Annotated in this window: 15 protein-coding genes; 10 read left to right on the top strand and 5 right to left on the bottom strand. The window is 42.3% G+C overall.

The window, feature by feature from the left end; all coding sequences use genetic code 11:
* The first annotated feature begins 326 nt into the window (after positions 1-326).
* The 3 genes from KO530_RS14640 to KO530_RS14630 all read left to right on the top strand — a co-directional run bounded on the left by KO530_RS14640 (position 327) and on the right by KO530_RS14630 (position 2443).
* Complete coding sequence (locus KO530_RS14640; protein WP_216049182.1) at positions 327-776, top strand: DoxX family protein; 450 nt, start codon at positions 327-329, stop codon at positions 774-776.
* A gap of 9 nt (positions 777-785) precedes the next feature.
* On the top strand, positions 786-1484 hold the full coding sequence (locus KO530_RS14635; protein ID WP_216049181.1) for a pirin family protein: 699 nt from the start codon (positions 786-788) through the stop codon (positions 1482-1484).
* A gap of 68 nt (positions 1485-1552) precedes the next feature.
* A complete protein-coding gene (locus KO530_RS14630) occupies positions 1553-2443 on the top strand; it encodes a LysR family transcriptional regulator (protein WP_216049180.1) in 891 nt (296 codons plus the stop codon).
* Between the two features lie 37 nt (positions 2444-2480).
* Here the strand turns inward: KO530_RS14630 and pdsS are convergent, their stop codons facing one another.
* Together pdsS and pdsR are read right to left on the bottom strand one after the other, a co-directional pair.
* On the bottom strand, positions 2481-4640 hold the full coding sequence (gene pdsS, locus KO530_RS14625; protein WP_216049179.1) for a proteobacterial dedicated sortase system histidine kinase: 2160 nt from the start codon (positions 4638-4640) through the stop codon (positions 2481-2483).
* A gap of 3 nt (positions 4641-4643) precedes the next feature.
* Complete coding sequence (gene pdsR, locus KO530_RS14620; protein WP_216049178.1) at positions 4644-5336, bottom strand: proteobacterial dedicated sortase system response regulator; 693 nt, start codon at positions 5334-5336, stop codon at positions 4644-4646.
* Between the two features lie 226 nt (positions 5337-5562).
* Here pdsR and pdsO point away from each other — a divergent pair, with 226 nt between their 5' ends.
* The 3 genes from pdsO to KO530_RS14605 are packed head-to-tail and all read left to right on the top strand — an operon-like array spanning position 5563 to position 9060.
* Positions 5563-6333: a sortase-associated OmpA-like protein PdsO gene (gene pdsO, locus KO530_RS14615; RefSeq protein WP_216049177.1), complete on the top strand. Its 771-nt coding sequence runs from the start codon at positions 5563-5565 to the stop codon at positions 6331-6333.
* A 10-nt stretch (positions 6334-6343) separates the two neighbouring features.
* Positions 6344-8482: a marine proteobacterial sortase target protein gene (locus KO530_RS14610; protein WP_216049176.1), complete on the top strand. Its 2139-nt coding sequence runs from the start codon at positions 6344-6346 to the stop codon at positions 8480-8482.
* Positions 8452-9060 carry a class GN sortase gene (locus KO530_RS14605; RefSeq protein WP_216049175.1) on the top strand — a complete coding sequence of 203 codons (609 nt, stop codon included), beginning with the start codon at positions 8452-8454 and terminating at the stop codon, positions 9058-9060. Before KO530_RS14610 ends, KO530_RS14605 begins: the two co-directional genes overlap by 31 nt.
* Positions 9061-9067: 7 nt before the next feature.
* On the opposite strand, the gene KO530_RS14600 is transcribed toward KO530_RS14605, so the two are convergent.
* Positions 9068-9985, bottom strand: coding sequence for a M14 family metallopeptidase (locus KO530_RS14600; RefSeq protein WP_216049174.1), 918 nt, complete (start codon positions 9983-9985; stop codon positions 9068-9070).
* A 282-nt stretch (positions 9986-10267) separates the two neighbouring features.
* On the opposite strand from KO530_RS14600, the gene KO530_RS14595 reads away from it, so the two are divergent.
* From KO530_RS14595 to trmB, 3 genes are read left to right on the top strand one after another with little or no spacing between them, the layout of a single operon-like run.
* Positions 10268-11200, top strand: coding sequence for an ABC transporter ATP-binding protein (locus tag KO530_RS14595; RefSeq protein ID WP_216049173.1), 933 nt, complete (start codon positions 10268-10270; stop codon positions 11198-11200).
* On the top strand, positions 11200-11970 hold the full coding sequence (locus KO530_RS14590; RefSeq protein ID WP_216049172.1) for an ABC transporter permease: 771 nt from the start codon (positions 11200-11202) through the stop codon (positions 11968-11970). The genes KO530_RS14595 and KO530_RS14590 overlap by 1 nt, the downstream gene beginning before the upstream one ends.
* Before the next feature lie 30 nt (positions 11971-12000).
* On the top strand, positions 12001-12672 hold the full coding sequence (gene trmB / locus KO530_RS14585) for a tRNA (guanine(46)-N(7))-methyltransferase TrmB (RefSeq protein WP_216049171.1): 672 nt from the start codon (positions 12001-12003) through the stop codon (positions 12670-12672).
* A 67-nt stretch (positions 12673-12739) separates the two neighbouring features.
* On the opposite strand, the gene KO530_RS14580 is transcribed toward trmB, so the two are convergent.
* Positions 12740-13450, bottom strand: a complete 711-nt coding sequence (locus KO530_RS14580) for an EAL domain-containing protein (RefSeq protein ID WP_216049170.1) — start codon at positions 13448-13450, stop codon at positions 12740-12742.
* A gap of 217 nt (positions 13451-13667) precedes the next feature.
* Between KO530_RS14580 and panP the strand changes: the two genes are divergently transcribed.
* Entirely contained in the window at positions 13668-15296 is a 1629-nt protein-coding gene (gene panP / locus KO530_RS14575) for a pyridoxal-dependent aspartate 1-decarboxylase PanP (protein WP_216049169.1), read from the top strand.
* 7 nt (positions 15297-15303) lie between these two features.
* On the opposite strand, the gene panC is transcribed toward panP, so the two are convergent.
* Positions 15304-16155 carry a pantoate--beta-alanine ligase gene (gene panC / locus KO530_RS14570; RefSeq protein WP_216049168.1) on the bottom strand — a complete coding sequence of 284 codons (852 nt, stop codon included), beginning with the start codon at positions 16153-16155 and terminating at the stop codon, positions 15304-15306.
* Between the last annotated feature and the right edge of the window lie 20 nt (positions 16156-16175).

Below are 16175 nucleotides of genomic sequence, written 5' to 3'. Positions count from 1 at the left end.
GCACCCACCTACACATTCAAGCCTGTAGCATGGCCTTTAGGCCATGGGAGGTTGTTTTTTCGCGGCGCTAAAGCACCCGCCTACACATTCAAACCCGTAGCATGGCCTTTAGGCCATGGGAGGTTGTTTTTTCGCAGGACTAAAGCACCCGTCTTCAGGGTGATATTGATAACGTGAATTATCCCTTATCGTTAATTCAAATTATTTGAATTAAATTATCAAAATGTTCCGATTTTAATTTCTTTTTCCGTCTATATACTCTTTATCAACGAATTTGAAGGAGATTCTTCAAATATTTTAATTTCAAATAAATTGAGGGTATTGTTATGAGTGGAACGTTTTTAGCGAAAGTTTTTAATTCAGACCAAGGGTTTTCACCATTGGCATTAAGAATTCCAGTAGGAATAATTTTTATTGCCCACGGTAGCCAGAAGTTGTTTGGTCTGTTCGGTGGCTACGGTTTAGAAGGTACCGCTCAGTTTATGTCGTCACTGGGGTTAGAGCCTGGTTATTTGATGGCGTTGTTGGCTGGAGCAGGAGAGTTCTTTGGTGGATTATTTCTTCTAATGGGTTTGTTAACTCGTCCAGCAGCAATAGTAACGGCAATTACTATGCTAGTGGCTATATTTACAGTACATATTGATAATGGTCTGTTTATGTCCAACGGTGGATATGAGTTTGGTTTAGCTTTGTTGGCAGCGTCTGTTTCCTTAGCCATTTCCGGTTCAGGAAAATTGGGTTTGGATGTTTTAATTACTAACAAGTTATCTTTGTAGGAGTACGCCATGTTGACGCTACGTAAAGCTGCCGATAGAGGCAAAGCTAACTTTGGTTGGCTTGATAGCAAACATACATTTTCGTTTGGTTCCTATCATGATCCGAAACACATGGGGTTCTCAAAATTACGAGTGATTAACGATGACAAGGTTTCGCCTGACGCTGGATTTGGCACTCACGGTCACCGCAATATGGAAATTATTAGTTTCGTTACCCACGGAGTGATTGAGCACAAAGATAGTATGGGGAATGTACAATCTTTACCCAAAGGTGAATTTCAGTTGATGTCAGCTGGAAAAGGAGTTCAGCATAGTGAATATAACGCTTCGCCTACTGAACCCTTGACCTTTTTACAGATATGGATTGAACCCAACGAATTTGATGGCAAGCCTAGTTATCAGCAAAAAGACTTTGGTTCGAAATTAGGCATTACACCCATTATTACGGCAACAGGTGAGAATGGCACATTATCGATTAAACAAGATGCGTCGTTAAGCCAATTAATTCTAGCGCCAGGGCAAATTATCGAACTGGATATTGATGAAGATCGTAAGTATTACATTCATCAGGTAGAAGGAAGTTTAACGGTTAATTCAGACGTACTTGATGTTGGAGACGGTTTGAAAATCGAAGATGAATTAAGCTTGAAGTTAGAAAATTCAACTGAACAGCAGCTTGTGGCTTTGTTATTCGATTTGCCGAGCTAGAGTGAACAATTACATCAGAGCTTGAGGTAATACCTCAGGCTCTTTTTTGCGTTTAAGGAACCTACACTATGCATCACGCAATTTCATTGGAATCGCTAAGAGTGTTGCACGCAATTGAGCGTAAAGGCAGTTTTTCTGAAGCGGCCAAAGCATTATTCAAAGTGCCGTCTGCACTCACTTACACAATGCAAAAGTTGGAGTCAGAACTGGGGGTGGAACTCTTTGATCGCAGTGGCAAACGCGCGACTTTAACTCAGGCTGGCCTGATATTGCTGAATGAAGGTCAAGGGATTCTTGATGCGGCCGCACGACTCGAAGAAAAAGTGAAACAAGTGGAGTCTGGCTGGGAAACCCAACTGACGATTGCCAAAGATACAATTATGCCGAATAAACCCGTAATTGAGCTGATTAAAGGGTTTTGTTGTTTAGATAAACAAGTTGAAATTACGCTAATTGAAGAAGCGTTAGCTGGTGGGTGGGATGCGCTATATTCAAACCGTTGTGACTTGGCAATTGGAGTCACCGGGGAATTACCCAAAGGACCCTATGCTGTGCATCAAATAGGCGAAATTGAATTTGTGTTTGTTGTGGCCAAAAAGCATCCGTTGGCGGATTTTATCGGAATATTAGAAGGCCAGAATATTAAACAATATCCCGCAATTGTTGTAGCCGACAGTTCGCGCAATTTGCCAGAACGTTCAAGTGGATTATTTGAAAGTAAACAAGTGATCAGGGTTCAGAATATGATGGCTAAGCGCGATGCACAAGTGCAAGGTTTAGGTATTGGATTTTTACCTCTTCATCTAATTGAATCACAATTGGATAGCGGAGACTTGGTGGCGAAAGCCACATCTTTGCACCGTCCTGCGGTACCTGTGTATATGGCATGGGAGAAGCATAAATCAGCTAAAGCCTTGGCGTGGTTTATTGAGCAAGGCAAGAATCATCAGTGGTTTTAGGTTAAGCGATAATATCCTTTGAGGCTAAAAACAGTTGTTACAAGCGGATAACCACTTCCACACCTTTTTCGTCTTCACGGTTTTGAATATTGATTTTTGCTTTGTGATATTCAGCGATGATTTTGGCAATATAAAGGCCTAAGCCTAAGTGTGTTTCGTGATTAACTTGGTGATCTCTTACCGAAACCATGGAGTTGAGTAACTGTTCATGCATATTCTCTGGCAATTTGGGCCCAGTATTGGCGATGGTCAGCTCCATATAGCCATTTTTTTCCATCAACGATAACATTATTGTCTTGTGTACAGGGCTAAATTCCACGGCATTGGCTATTATTTTATCTAGCATCTGTGCAAACAATTCTGGCGAGCCATTTAAATTTTTAATCAAATTGTGGGTATTTAAAGCAAATTTATTTTGCGGATAAGCAATTCGATAACCTTCTGTGCAACCCATGAGTAATTCGGATAACTCAAAATTTTCTCTTTCACTGTATTGAATCGCTTGTTCAAGACGAGTGGCTTCACTCATGTTGCTGAGAATTTTACTGAGGCGATGAATGCCTGATTGTGCACGTTCAATATATTGCTGTTTTTCCTGTTCGTCATTGCCGTTATTTTGTTCCATGGATAAGTTCTCTAATGACGACTTAACAATGGCCACAGGGGTACGTAGTTCATGGGATAAGCGGGAACTCATATTTTCCAAATAATGATTATATTGTTGTAATTTGTCTAAAACGCTGTGAAAGGTTCGAGATAAATCACCGATTTCATCTTGGGTATTGGAACGGGGAATATTCCCCAAGATTTTACCGTTTTCATCAATTGCAGATTCAGTCTCGTTGCGCAGTTTACTGATCCGAAACGAGATCCGAGATGCAAATAAAAACAGCGCTGCGGTGCCTAAAAATACCACGGCAATTATCACGTGGAATAGCTGTTCTAGTGCACGGTTTCTTAGGGTGCGGATACCGTGGGTAGTCTGCTCAACTACCACAGCTCCCATCACTTGTTCATCGATAAATATTGGGTGGGCTGCAGATAACACTACGGCTTTGTTGTCCGGTGATAAGCGCCACTGAGAGCTAGCCGTACCCGTTAATGCTTTGGCTAAATCTTGGCCTTTCAGTGCATAGGCATTTTCCAATTCATCAACGAACCCTGCTGGCGGTTTTGTGAGTATTTGATAATACAGCGGGAATAACCAATCTTGTTCAATTCGATGCCAGAGTGTATCGCGCTTTCGCGGTTTGGGAGCAATACGCACGCCAGTTGCATCTTGAATCGAACCCGAGCGGGCGAGCACACGCATGTGTTTATCCACTACCCAAACTCTAGCATTAGAGTATTTTAAACCTTTTAAAATCTTCTCAATTTCAGGGGAGGGAACAAGTACAGTACCTAAAGAATCGGACTGGTTAGGATTGGCAGTGCCAATAATATATTTACGTTCTCGGCTTTGTAAATCGTCCACATCTGCTATAGCAAAGGCAATTTTGCTGGACATAATTTCTAATGGAAAACGCAGTTCTATGTTGTAACCATTTTCAGTTTCCTGCCAGTTACCTTGGATAGCGGTTTCCAATGATAGAGGACGCAAAGATTCAGGGTTTTCATCAAGTAAATAGGCGTTTACCCAACCAGACTGCTGGGGCGCGACAATATATCGTCTGAATTCTCCTTGGGGATCGGTTACCGCAATTAATAAATAGTCATTTCTATCGACTCTAAGACTATTTTTGGGGCGATAAACCAAGTGGTCATCCACCACCTCAAACATGGCATACAGATACTTATTATATTGCCCGACCATGTGCTCGAAATAGAAACTCTCGGGATCATAAAATACATTTTGTTCGATTAACTGCATTTCTGCGTAGTGCAAAGATAAGTGGCGATAATCAACCCAATCATCTAGCTGGCCGTCTAATTGTATTGGATCAACAATTTTATGGGCGTAAAGATCCGTTCCGGGTTTTACATCTTGCAAATAAGATGACTGGCTATCAAATAATGTTGGTCGTTCATGTAGCGCTGTAGCAACTGCTCGGGCGGTGCCTTCCATTGTCTGTTCCTGACCGGTGCGCAGGTAGCTTTCCAATTCCCACACGTACTGATACCCCAGCCATGGAATGGTAAATAGAAATAACGACAGTAATAATAGTTTTAAGCGGATGCCAAAGCGAAGACGGTTCATAAACTAACTAGATTTCCAGCGATAGCCCATGCCGTAGACGGTTTCAATGCGATCGAATTCGGCATCTAATTGCATAAACTTCTTACGTATACGCTTAATATGCGAAGTAATAGTAGTGTCATCAACGACCATTTTTGATTCATCCATAAGTTGTTGGCGACTTTTCACATGGCCAGCATATTTGGCAATGGCATGTAACATCCAAAACTCAGTCACGGTTAGTTCTATGGATTGACCGTGCCAGCTAACGGTCATTCTATTGCTGTCCATGAGTAAGGCACCAGACTCGATCAAATCAGTAGCAACTTGCGGTTGATTGAGTAGTTCGGTGCGTCTGAACAAGGCGGCGATGCGAGCCAGTAAATGAGGCAAACTAATGTCTTTGGTTAGATAGTCGTCGGCACCCATGCGTAAACCACAAATTGTGTCGTAATCATTGTCTCTAGCGGTAAAAAAGATGATTGGTAGGGTTTTCGATAATGAACGAAGTTGCTGACATAACATAAAGCCGCCGTCTATTTCTTCATTTAAGCCAATATCGACTACAGCTAAGTCAGGTAATCGCTGCATAAAGGCCTGCTCTGCATCAATACGACTAGCATAAGTAAATACTTCGTAGCCCTGTTTTTGCAACGCCGATGCATAATTATCTCTAATCGCTGGGTCATCTTCGACTATGGCAATACGTTTTGACATCAATTTACCGCTTTTTCTAACTGTTTCTGTTTAGTGATAACAACTATATCGCAAAAATTTGTTCAGCCCATGGCCTTTTAGCTGAATAAATGCAATTTCCATTTTTTCGCCACATTTGCTCACCACATTGCCATTTTTGCCTGCATTTGATGACAGAAAGTCCCGCTTAAATAGACTCCATCGAAACAACACAAACTAAAACAACTTACTCTTTTGGAGAACAACTATGAAAAAACGTATTTTATTTCCACTTACCGCAATCGCTTTAAGTCTTTCGACAAATGTTTTGGCTGCAGACGGGGTTTCCAAATCAAGAACAACAGAAGAGCAAACTAATGGAGCCATTGGTTTTGGGTCTGGTGCGGTGGCAGGTGCATTGGTTGCGGGGCCGGTTGGTGCAATAGTTGGTGGTCTTTTTGGGGTGATGATTGCCGAAGATGTAAACAGTGACAATGCGCTGGAGGCAAGTGAAAGCGAATTGACGAAAAGCTATGCCCAACTATCGCAACAACAAGAACAACTTGCTCGTCAAGAAGCTCAGTTAATCGCGTTACAACAGCAATATGAACAGGCGCAACAAGAAAACCAAGTGCAATTGGTTGCCATGGATAATGAGATTGAGCGAGTGATGCAAGAAATGGAATCAAATATTCAATTCCGAACGGCGTCCTATGTACTCGAGTCGCACTTTAAACCGCAGTTAGATTTAGTTGCACAAGGATTAAAAAATAACCCTAATTTAGTGGTCAGCTTGTCGGGCTTTTCTGACAGCCGTGGTGATGACTCTTTCAATCAAGCATTGTCTGAACAGCGCGTAGTGAGTGTTAAAGACTATCTTTTATCTCAGGGGGTTGATGATAAGCAAGTACTTACTTTGTCTTTCGGTGAAACGCAGCCAGTCTCGGCCGAAGCTAACAACGAAGACTTCTTCTTTGATCGTCGAGTGCTAATTCGAGTTGCTGAAGGTCAACAATCGATGACTGCATCAAACCTATAGGAGAGCGACAGTGATTAAGCGTCTGAGATTTGTCATCGTCCTTTCGCTACTTTTTATCTTAGGTGCGGTGCAATATGCAACGCCCTTTTTCAAGGATGAAAGTACCGATGAGCCATCCACTAGCCAATCTAGGTTCAAAATAGATGTGTCCTATGAATCTGTAGATGGTGCTAACTCATCTGTGTATGTAGATGATTATCAACAAGTTGAACAGGGAAGTTTGTTTTTACAAAAACAGGGAGAGCAAGGGTATTTGTTGTCACCGCTTTTAGATACGCGGGTAGACATGAATATTACCGGCTTAATTGCTCGGGCTAAAGTGACACAGACGTTTACTAATATCAGTGATGAATGGGTGAATGGTATTTATGTGTTCCCGCTACCCGAGAACGCCGCAGTGGATCATTTGGAAATGCGAATTGGCGAGCGGCGGATTGTGGGGCAGATTCATCCTAAACAGAAAGCCAAAGCCATATACGAACAAGCGAAACGAGAAGGAAAAAAAGCCAGTTTGTTGGTGCAGCAGCGACTTAATTTATTTAAGAATTCAGTGGCAAATATAGGCCCTGGTGAGTCGATTAAAGTGACTATTGAATACCAACAAGCGGTAGCTTATGAAAACAATACCTTTAGTTTGCGATTTCCAACAACGGTAACACCAAGGTACTTACCTAAATTGAATCTAGATGCAGGGACTCAAGCGGTTGCTGATAGCGGTTGGGGCATGACACCGCCAGTCTACAAGGAAAACCCTCCTTCGAATAACCAGGCACAAGAGCCTGAGCTGAAGCATAAAGTGGCTATCAATATCGCCCTAAATACAGGCTTTGCGTTGCAAAATATTGAAAGCAAATTCCACCCCATTCATCAATTAGAGAAAAAAGCCGGAGTTTACGAAATATCCTTACAGCAAAACATGATAGCCAATCAAGACTTTGTACTGAGTTGGCAGCCAGAAGCTAATCAAAGTCCTAAGGCTGCACACTTTGTGCAGCGTACCGAAGAGGGCATTTACGGCATGGTGATGTTGATGCCACCTGATGGGGATACTGAAACCTTGAATTTGCCTAGGGAAGTTATCTTTGTGATTGATACATCTGGCTCAATGTCAGGAGACTCAATGCCGCAAGCGAAACAAGCGCTCATATATGCCATTCAACAATTGCCAGAAAGTGACACTTTTAATTTAGTTGAGTTTGATTCAACGGCGAGGAAAATGTGGGCCACTCCCAAAGTTGCTAACACTAACAGTAAATCGGCAGCTGTAGAATATGTTGCGAATTTGAGCGCCGATGGTGGCACCGAAATGTTGTCAGCGCTGCAATTAGCGTTAGGTCAGCAGAGTCCAAGCGCTGCTTTTAAAGAAACTGAAAGTCGCATCCGCCAAGTTATTTTTATCACCGACGGCTCGGTGGGTAACGAGGCAAGCTTGTTTGAATACATTCAAGATAATTTGCAACAAAGCAGGTTGTTCACGGTTGGGATTGGTTCAGCTCCGAATAGCTTTTTTATGACTGAAGCGGCGCGGATGGGAAAAGGTACCTTTACCTATATTGGCTCTACTGATTCAGTGCAACAACAGATGCAGAACTTATTTACGAAATTGACCCATCCATTGTTAACTGATTTGATGATGAGCTTTTCGCAAAATGTTGAGGTCTATCCCCGTAACTTACCCGATTTATATAAAGGTGAGCCGCTTATGGTGAGTTATCGTGGGGCTGAAGCTGTGGATAACTTAATTGTCACTGGATCCTTGAAAAATCAACATTGGCAGACGGCTTTGTCTTTACAAAATGGCGGCAGCGAAACCGGTTTAAATGTGCTTTGGGCGAGGCGCAAGATTGCCCAATTAGGCCGAGATAAAATGTTGGGACAAGATTACGATGAAATGAACAAACAAATTGAACAAGTGGCGATGGCCCATCATTTGGTCAGCGAAATGACCAGTTTGGTTGCCGTGGATGTAACTCCTACTGCGCAAAATACAAGTAAGGATGCACAGCTTAAATCGCATTTACCCAAAGGACTTAAAAGGACGCTGGGTACCTTACCGCAAACCGCAACAGTGGCCCAATTACAATGGATGTTAGCGTTACTACTTATGGGGGTTGGATTATGTATGGTCATTTTCACAAGGCACCGTTAAGACGAAAAGTGCTGAATATCGTTTGGCGTTATAAATGGGCGAGTCTGTGTTTTGTACTGAGTGCATACTTGTTTGCATCCAGCGGCTATATCCATGCCAAAGCACAGTTAGCACAATATTTAATTGAAGATGCTTGGGTTGAGTCGCTACACAGTGGTGAAAAAATAGCTCCTTGGGCATGGGCTGATACTTGGCCTGTTGCCAAGCTCAATATTGCTGACCAAAGTTTGTATGTTTTAGCGGGGGCAACAGGCCGGGTGATGGCATTTGGCCCTGGTCATATGAGCAGTACGCCTTTTCCTGGGGAGCCGGGTAATGCGGTCATTACGGGGCACCGTGATACCCACTTCGCGTTGTTACAAGAGATTAAAATTGGCGATGTAATAACCACAGAAACGGTAAATAACGTTAGTCAGTATGAAGTCTTGGAAGTGCGGATTGCTCATCAAAATCAGATTAATTTAACCGAGTCTGGTATCGATGATGAACTAACTTTGATTACCTGTTATCCGTTCAACAGCGCCGCACCTAATCCTGAACTGCGATACGTGGTGCGGGCTTTGAAAATTGATGCCTAGAACTAGATTACATTTGCTTGATTAAGTAGTCTAGACCACCGGTGATTGCGGCTACTTGGGCGAGAATACAGTTTTCGTCGTCGACTTTCGGGCTGTCCGGGTAAACCTCTGTAGTGGTGACATACTTAGCGCCCGAAAAGCCACCACATAAGAATAGTTTACGTTTGTCATAATTAATTATTCCCCGTTGTTCCATTGGCGTTCCAATGAGTTTTCCATCGGCATCAGCGGGCGCAATGTGAGTGACTTTTTCTACCGAATCTATCACCGCTTTTTGAAATTCAGGAGCCGGATTGTTGCTGTCTCCAACCCCATAAAATCCATCAGGAATATCCCACACATCCTGATGAATACCATCTCTTGCACTCAGTGCCGGACGAAATTCAGAGTTGTCTGTGTCAGTGGTTTCGTGCAGATCAAAATGGGCTAACAGGTCTAGTTGCAAGCCTTGCACATAATCCATGGCTAGCGCTGCTTCAGGGGCCGGTGAATTAGGATAAAACGAACGGTTTGGATCAATCGCTTTTGGGTCCCAGCGATTAATGGTTTCATAACCCCAAGGGCTTAAACAAGGTAAAACCACAAAATTAAAGTGCTCTTCATAGGCTTTTGCTTTGCTTTTAACAAACCGAATCGCTCCTTGTACACCGCTAGTTTCGTAACCATGTACACCACCGGTAATTAAAATGCTTGGTTTGTCGTCGTTCCACGCTTTAGTTTTGATCGCAAACAAAGGGTAACGCTCTTGGTCATAGGGCAGCGCGCCATATTGAAGTACTTCAAAGGACCCTTTTAAGTCTTCTAGTTTTGCCAATACCTCAACCTTGTATTCCCGTTTGACTTGTTGGTTATTCAACCATTGCGCTTTTTCAGCATCGCCCCAAGGTTGACCAGGCACGCCAATTGCGTATTCTTCGTAACTCATGTTGTTCCTATTCATACGTTAATATTGCAGATTTTGGTAAGGTAACACCTGTAGTTTCAGGCTGTAAACCTTTGCATCAAAGTGACGATAAAGCGTCATTAAAAAACGCTTTAATTGTTTATTCAGACTTGAAATATGGCAAAATGACAGCATATTCGAAGTTGACCTGACTCTCTCTCCTTCAGGTTATATCAAATTCGATCGATTGAACCTCCGTTAAGTTTGCGATTAGCAGGCGTTTAGGTTCACCAAAATAAAATAAAAAGTTAAATGGGAAGCGCTATGAAAGCCTTAGACATTTCTGGTCTGACAAAAACCTACAAGGGTGGTACACAGGCTTTAAAGGGTATCAATTTACAAGTCTCCGAGGGAGATTTTTTTGCTTTACTAGGCCCAAATGGCGCAGGTAAATCTACCACCATTGGTGTGATCAGTTCGTTAGTCAATAAGTCTACTGGAACGGTAAACGTATTTGGTCATTCTGTCGATACTGAGTTGGTTGAAGCCAAATCCTGTATAGGTCTAGTGCCGCAAGAGTTTAACTTCAATCAATTTGAAACCCTTTACCAAATTGTGGTCAATCAGGCCGGATATTATGGTGTCCCTCGTAGTATTGCCAAACAACGGGCCGAAAAATACCTTACGCAATTGGATCTATGGGAAAAGCGCAATGAGCCGGCAAGAGAGCTTTCTGGCGGTATGAAACGTCGTTTAATGATTGCGCGGGCATTGATGCACGAACCCAAAATGTTGATTCTTGATGAACCCACAGCCGGCGTTGATATTGAGATTCGCCGTTCAATGTGGACCTTTCTAAAAGAAATTAACGAGCAAGGTATCACCATCATTTTAACCACTCATTATTTAGAAGAAGCGGAAATGCTATGTCGCAATATTGCCATCATTGATAAAGGCATTATTGTTGAAAATACCAGTATGAAGGCTCTTTTATCTAAATTGAGTATGGAAACCTTTGTACTGGATTTACCTGTTCAATCAAAACCACCCACTTTACAAGGTTTTGCGTTTCGCAATATTGACGACCATACACTTGAAGTGGATGTAGACAAAGATGTTGGTTTGAACGATGTATTCCGTCAGTTGACTGACCAAGGAGTAACAGTTTTGAGTATGCGCAACAAAGCCAACCGATTAGAAGAGTTATTCGTCAGAATGGTCGAAAAAGGCAGAAAAGAACAGGCAGGAGCAGCATAATGGCAAATCGCAATTTCACAGCCTTACGCACTATCTGGATTAAAGAATGTACTCGCTTTTTGCGGATCTGGATTCAAACCCTAGTGCCGCCAGCGATTACAATGTCTTTGTACTTCGTTATCTTTGGAAGCTTGATTGGCTCGCGTATTGGCCAAATGGGTGGTTTTTCGTATATGGAGTTTATTGTACCGGGTCTAATTATGATGTCGGTGATCACCAACTCTTATGCGAATGTGAGTTCCTCGTTTTTTAGTGCCAAATTTCAACGTAATATTGAAGAGTTACTGGTAGCGCCGGTGCCTAGTTGGATTATTGTTCTAGGGTTTGTTGGTGGCGGTGTGGCGCGGGCAATACTGATTGGTATTATTGTCACTACGGTCTCGATGTTCTTTGTGGATATTCAAATCCACAATTTAGCGATAATCATCGTTACTCTTATTCTGACATCCTCTTTGTTTGCCACGGCAGGTTTAATTAATGCGGTTTACGCTAAAACATTCGACGATATCAGTATGGTACCAACCTTTGTTCTTACCCCATTAACTTACTTAGGTGGTGTTTTTTATTCGCTAACCTTGCTACCAGAATTTTGGCAGTGGGTGAGTAAAGCCAACCCAATCGTGTATATGGTTAATGGATTTAGGTACGGTTTTCTCGGCGTTTCAGATGTCGACTATATGTTATCGTTAGGCTTGTTAGTCGGTTTTAACTTGTTGTTATTCACCATTGCATATCAACTAATTAATCGCGGTGTCGGCATTCGAAGTTAAATCTAAAGCAAGGTTAAAGATACAGTTATTATGCATACAGGTAATTCGCGAAGTATTACTAGCAACCAGCTTGGACCCCATGAAAAAGTGTCTGAGTTGGTGCGTCGACATCTAGCCAACACTAGTCAAAAACCCTTTAATCAGCATACTTTGGATGCGTTCGAAGATGTGAAAAAGTGGCGTTTGCAAGTGGACCCTGAATTGCGAAAGCCTTTGATTTTTGATTCTTGTTGCGGTGTTGGTGAAAGCACATCGCACATTGCCGCGCAGTTTCCGGATGCGTTAGTGGTGGGAATTGATAAGTCTGAATTGCGTACCAATAAACATGTTCATTACAGCGATAAAGCGCCTAATTATTTAGTAGTACGTGCGGATGTGAATGACTTTTGGCGCTTGGCTAATTCCGCCCAATGGCAATTGAGTCATCATTTTTTACTGTATCCCAACCCCTACCCCAAATCATCTCAGGTGCAGCGAAGGTGGCATGCCTGCGCTGCATTTAAAGACATAGTTGGACTGGGTGGAATATTAGAGGTGAGAAGTAATTGGCAAATTTACATCCAAGAGTTTGCGGTTGCGTTAAATACTGCGGGTAAGTCGGCCGCTGTGAGTCCTTATCATAGCGCTGAGCCACAAACCCCGTTTGAGCGAAAATACTGGGCCAGTGGGCAACAAAGTTGGCAGGTTGTTAGTCACCTGTAATTGATTAGGCTGCCGCGTTATTTAGTTCGCGGCGCTGTTTGTTGATTTTAAGCGGATAAACCTCAGTCTAACAATTCGGTTTTGGAACGCTAAAATAGTAGCCTTGGGCATATCGAATGCCTAATTCTTTTAACTTTTCTAAGGTTGCCCAAGTTTCCACATGCACTGCTACAACACTTATTTCTTTCTCTTTTGCCAGACCCGTAAAGTGTTCTACAAATTCATAGGTTTGTTGATTTTCCATTAACTGAGAAATCAGTCCGCCAGCTATCTTTATACCGTTAACCGGCAGATTTAAGATGCTGTTGATATTGCCTGGTGTAGCACCAAAGTGATCGATGTATATGGCGATATCTAACCTGCGACACTGGGCAGCGAAAGACTGGAAATCATCTATATTTTCAAGCACTACAGCAGCCGTTAACTCCAAGCCAACCCGTTTAGGATTAGGGTAGTCGTGAAGCGCTTCTGATAGTGTATTGAATAAATCTGGATTGAGCATATCTTGTTTGTTGATATTGATGTTCCATGCCGCGTTCAGATCTCTAAAATAGTTTGCACTACGATTCAAAATCGTTTCAGTCAATTGTACAACGGACTCTTGTTGTTCAATAACATGTAAGAACTCACTTGGCAGAAAGGTTTGTTCACTTGGAGTGACTAATCTGGCGAGGCATTCAAAACGCCAAACCGTTTCCTGAGATATGTCCATTATAGGTTGGAAAAAAGGAACTATTCTATCCAGACTAAAATTATCCGTGACTTCTTGTATGTGCATAATTGTCCTCGTTACAGCATTATGACTTCTGAGCGTCGGTTTATTTTAATCAATAAATAAGGCTTGCTCGGAATTACAACAATAGCACCACTTTTTCCGTTCAGAAAATGAAACTTCCTGAGATTTGTTAAAAAACTGTACTTTTTATTAACTTAGGATGCTTTATATTTGGCGAAGTGGCAGATTTGCGCTAAAGTCCGCGTCTGAAAGTTTTCATATGAGGTTACAACGAGTGGGTAAAGCGACTGCCAGTTTGGAGCATATGTTCCGTGTATTTACCAAGCCTGAAGGTAAAGATTCCAAACTCGCGCAAATAGAAGAGCATTTGTCAGATAATCTGTCGGATTTTCTTTCCCAACATGTTGTAACTACCGCGAAATCTCTTGAAGATATTGAGCAAAATTTTCAGGAATACAAAGTGCCTGAATCCCCTGAATTTGTCTCTAAACATGCAGAGGTGCTGTTAGAAAAAGTCGTCGCTAATTCAGTGAATACTTATGCTCCAACGTTCATTGGGCATATGACGTCTGCTTTGCCGTACTTCCACTTACCTTTAGCAAAGCTGCTGGTGGGGTTGAATCAAAACTTAGTAAAAATTGAAACTTCCAAAGCGTTTACGCCTTTGGAGCGTCAAGTTGTCGGCATGTTGCATGAATTGGTTTATAACGAGTCAGAATCTTTTTATAAAACCCATTTGCACAGTGCAAAACATTCCCTTGGCGCATTTTGCTCAGGTGGAACCATTGCCAATATTACCGCGCTCTGGGTCGCTCGTAACAAAGCGTTAGCTGCCGACGGAAATTTTCGAGGCGTTGCAAAACAAGGCTTAGCCGCGGGTTTAAAACATTATGGCTATGCCAATATGGGGATTCTCTCTTCCAAGCGAGGACACTACTCACTTTCTAAAGCCGTAGATATTCTAGGTTTAGGACGTGAGCAAATGCTGACCGTCGATAGCCAAAGTCAACGTTTATCCCCTGAAGACGCATTGAAAGTAGGACGACAGTTTGAACAGCGTGGAAACAAATTATTAGCCATTGTTGGGATTGCGGGCACCACAGAAACAGGCCACGTTGATCCCCTAGATGAATTGGCCGATGTCGCCAAAGAATTAAACTGTCACTTCCATGTGGATGCCGCCTGGGGAGGCGCAACCTTATTCTCCAACCGCAATAAAATGAAACTCAAAGGTATACACAAAGCAGACTCAGTCACCCTTGATGCTCACAAACAAATGTATGTTCCTATGGGGGCAGGTGTTGTGGTGTTTAAAAATCCTGAAGACAGTAATGCGGTGCGACATCACGCACAATATATTTTACGAGCCGGCTCTAAAGATTTAGGTGCGACCACATTAGAAGGTTCGCGTAACGGCATGGCAATGATGGTTTACTCGGCGTTTAATATATTCGGTCGTGAGGGATATGAGTTACTCATTGACCAAAGTATCGAAAAAGCCCAACGTTTTGCCTCTCTGATTGACCAACATGATAATTTTGAGTTGATTACTGCACCTACTCTGTCACTTTTAACTTATCGGGTAAAACCAGCCATGGTGAACGCTCATGGTGATATCGAAAGTGAAATGTTGGACAGATTAAATGTCACAGTTCAAAAGCAACAGCGTGAAGCGGGTAAATCCTTTGTTTCTCGAACACGCTTAACGGTTGAAAATTACGGTACCAAGCTTCTCACCGTATTTCGCGTAGTATTAGCTAACCCGTTAACCACTGACCAAGATCTGGTAAATATATTAGAAGAACAGTTGGATATTGCGAAGCGTACAGAAACTTGGAAAGAGCTTGAGAATCAAGCTCTTTTACAGTCAAAAAGATCTGTTGGTTAGTTCTATTTTACTCAAGTGTCACTTGAATATTATCGATCAGGCGGGTTTTTCCTAAAAATGCGGCTGCCAAAATAACCAACTCGGTCTCTTCATGACCGGGACTCAATAATGATTCCACGGAACGAATATCAATATAATCTACTTTCAATCCTGCATTGTTAAGTTCTTCAGTGTACTGCTGAATCAAATTACTGAAATCTCGTCGCCCGAGTTGAATGTTTTCACTCAATTTCTGTAAGCAACTATATAATGCTGGGGCTTTTGCTCGTTCAGACTCAGTTAGATAGTTGTTGCGTGACGACATTGCTAAGCCATCATCCTCTCTAACCGTTGGTACACCGTAGATTTGTAGGTTCATTGATAAGTCAGTGACCATGGCTTTAATCACCTGTAATTGCTGAAAGTCTTTTTCACCAAAAAACGCCATGTTTGGTTGTACCATATTAAACAATTTACACACTATGGTGGCCACACCACGAAAATGGCCGGGACGACTCGCTCCACAAATCATATAGGACAAGCCGGGCACTTCTACAAAAGTCTGCTTTTCCAAACCTCGAGAGTAAATATCTTCTGCTTTTGGGGTGAAAAGGACATCTACCCCTAAGGCTTCTAATGCGGCCATATCTTGTTGCATAGTGCGTGGGTATGCGGCCAAGTCTTCATCAGGTCCAAATTGTAATGGATTGACAAAAATAGACACTACCACTATGTCTGCATGCTTTTTGGCTTGCTCGACAAGGTGTAAGTGCCCTTTATGTAAATTTCCCATGGTGGGGACAAACGCAATGGTTTTACCATCGTTTTGCCATTTTCTGCGTATTTCTCTAAGCGGTGTTATATCACTAATTTGCTGCATAATGTGTCCTGTATATTCTT

The organism is Aliiglaciecola lipolytica (genome assembly GCF_018860635.1).
Classification (GTDB): domain Bacteria; phylum Pseudomonadota; class Gammaproteobacteria; order Enterobacterales; family Alteromonadaceae; genus Aliiglaciecola; species Aliiglaciecola lipolytica_A.
Note: the sequence above shows the minus strand (reverse complement) of the source record. Positions and strands in the feature narration are given on the sequence as shown.

Coding starts and splice junctions, on each gene's coding strand:
- KO530_RS14605 (WP_216049175.1), top strand. CDS start 8,452: ATGTATGGTCATTTTCACAAGGCACCGTTAAGACGAAAAGTGCTGAAT.
- KO530_RS14630 (WP_216049180.1), top strand. CDS start 1,553: ATGCATCACGCAATTTCATTGGAATCGCTAAGAGTGTTGCACGCAATT.
- panC (WP_216049168.1), bottom strand. CDS start 16,155: ATGCAGCAAATTAGTGATATAACACCGCTTAGAGAAATACGCAGAAAA.
- KO530_RS14590 (WP_216049172.1), top strand. CDS start 11,200: ATGGCAAATCGCAATTTCACAGCCTTACGCACTATCTGGATTAAAGAA.
- pdsR (WP_216049178.1), bottom strand. CDS start 5,336: ATGTCAAAACGTATTGCCATAGTCGAAGATGACCCAGCGATTAGAGAT.
- panP (WP_216049169.1), top strand. CDS start 13,668: ATGAGGTTACAACGAGTGGGTAAAGCGACTGCCAGTTTGGAGCATATG.
- trmB (WP_216049171.1), top strand. CDS start 12,001: ATGCATACAGGTAATTCGCGAAGTATTACTAGCAACCAGCTTGGACCC.
- KO530_RS14635 (WP_216049181.1), top strand. CDS start 786: ATGTTGACGCTACGTAAAGCTGCCGATAGAGGCAAAGCTAACTTTGGT.
- pdsS (WP_216049179.1), bottom strand. CDS start 4,640: ATGAACCGTCTTCGCTTTGGCATCCGCTTAAAACTATTATTACTGTCG.
- KO530_RS14640 (WP_216049182.1), top strand. CDS start 327: ATGAGTGGAACGTTTTTAGCGAAAGTTTTTAATTCAGACCAAGGGTTT.
- KO530_RS14595 (WP_216049173.1), top strand. CDS start 10,268: ATGAAAGCCTTAGACATTTCTGGTCTGACAAAAACCTACAAGGGTGGT.
- pdsO (WP_216049177.1), top strand. CDS start 5,563: ATGAAAAAACGTATTTTATTTCCACTTACCGCAATCGCTTTAAGTCTT.
- KO530_RS14600 (WP_216049174.1), bottom strand. CDS start 9,985: ATGAGTTACGAAGAATACGCAATTGGCGTGCCTGGTCAACCTTGGGGC.
- KO530_RS14580 (WP_216049170.1), bottom strand. CDS start 13,450: ATGCACATACAAGAAGTCACGGATAATTTTAGTCTGGATAGAATAGTT.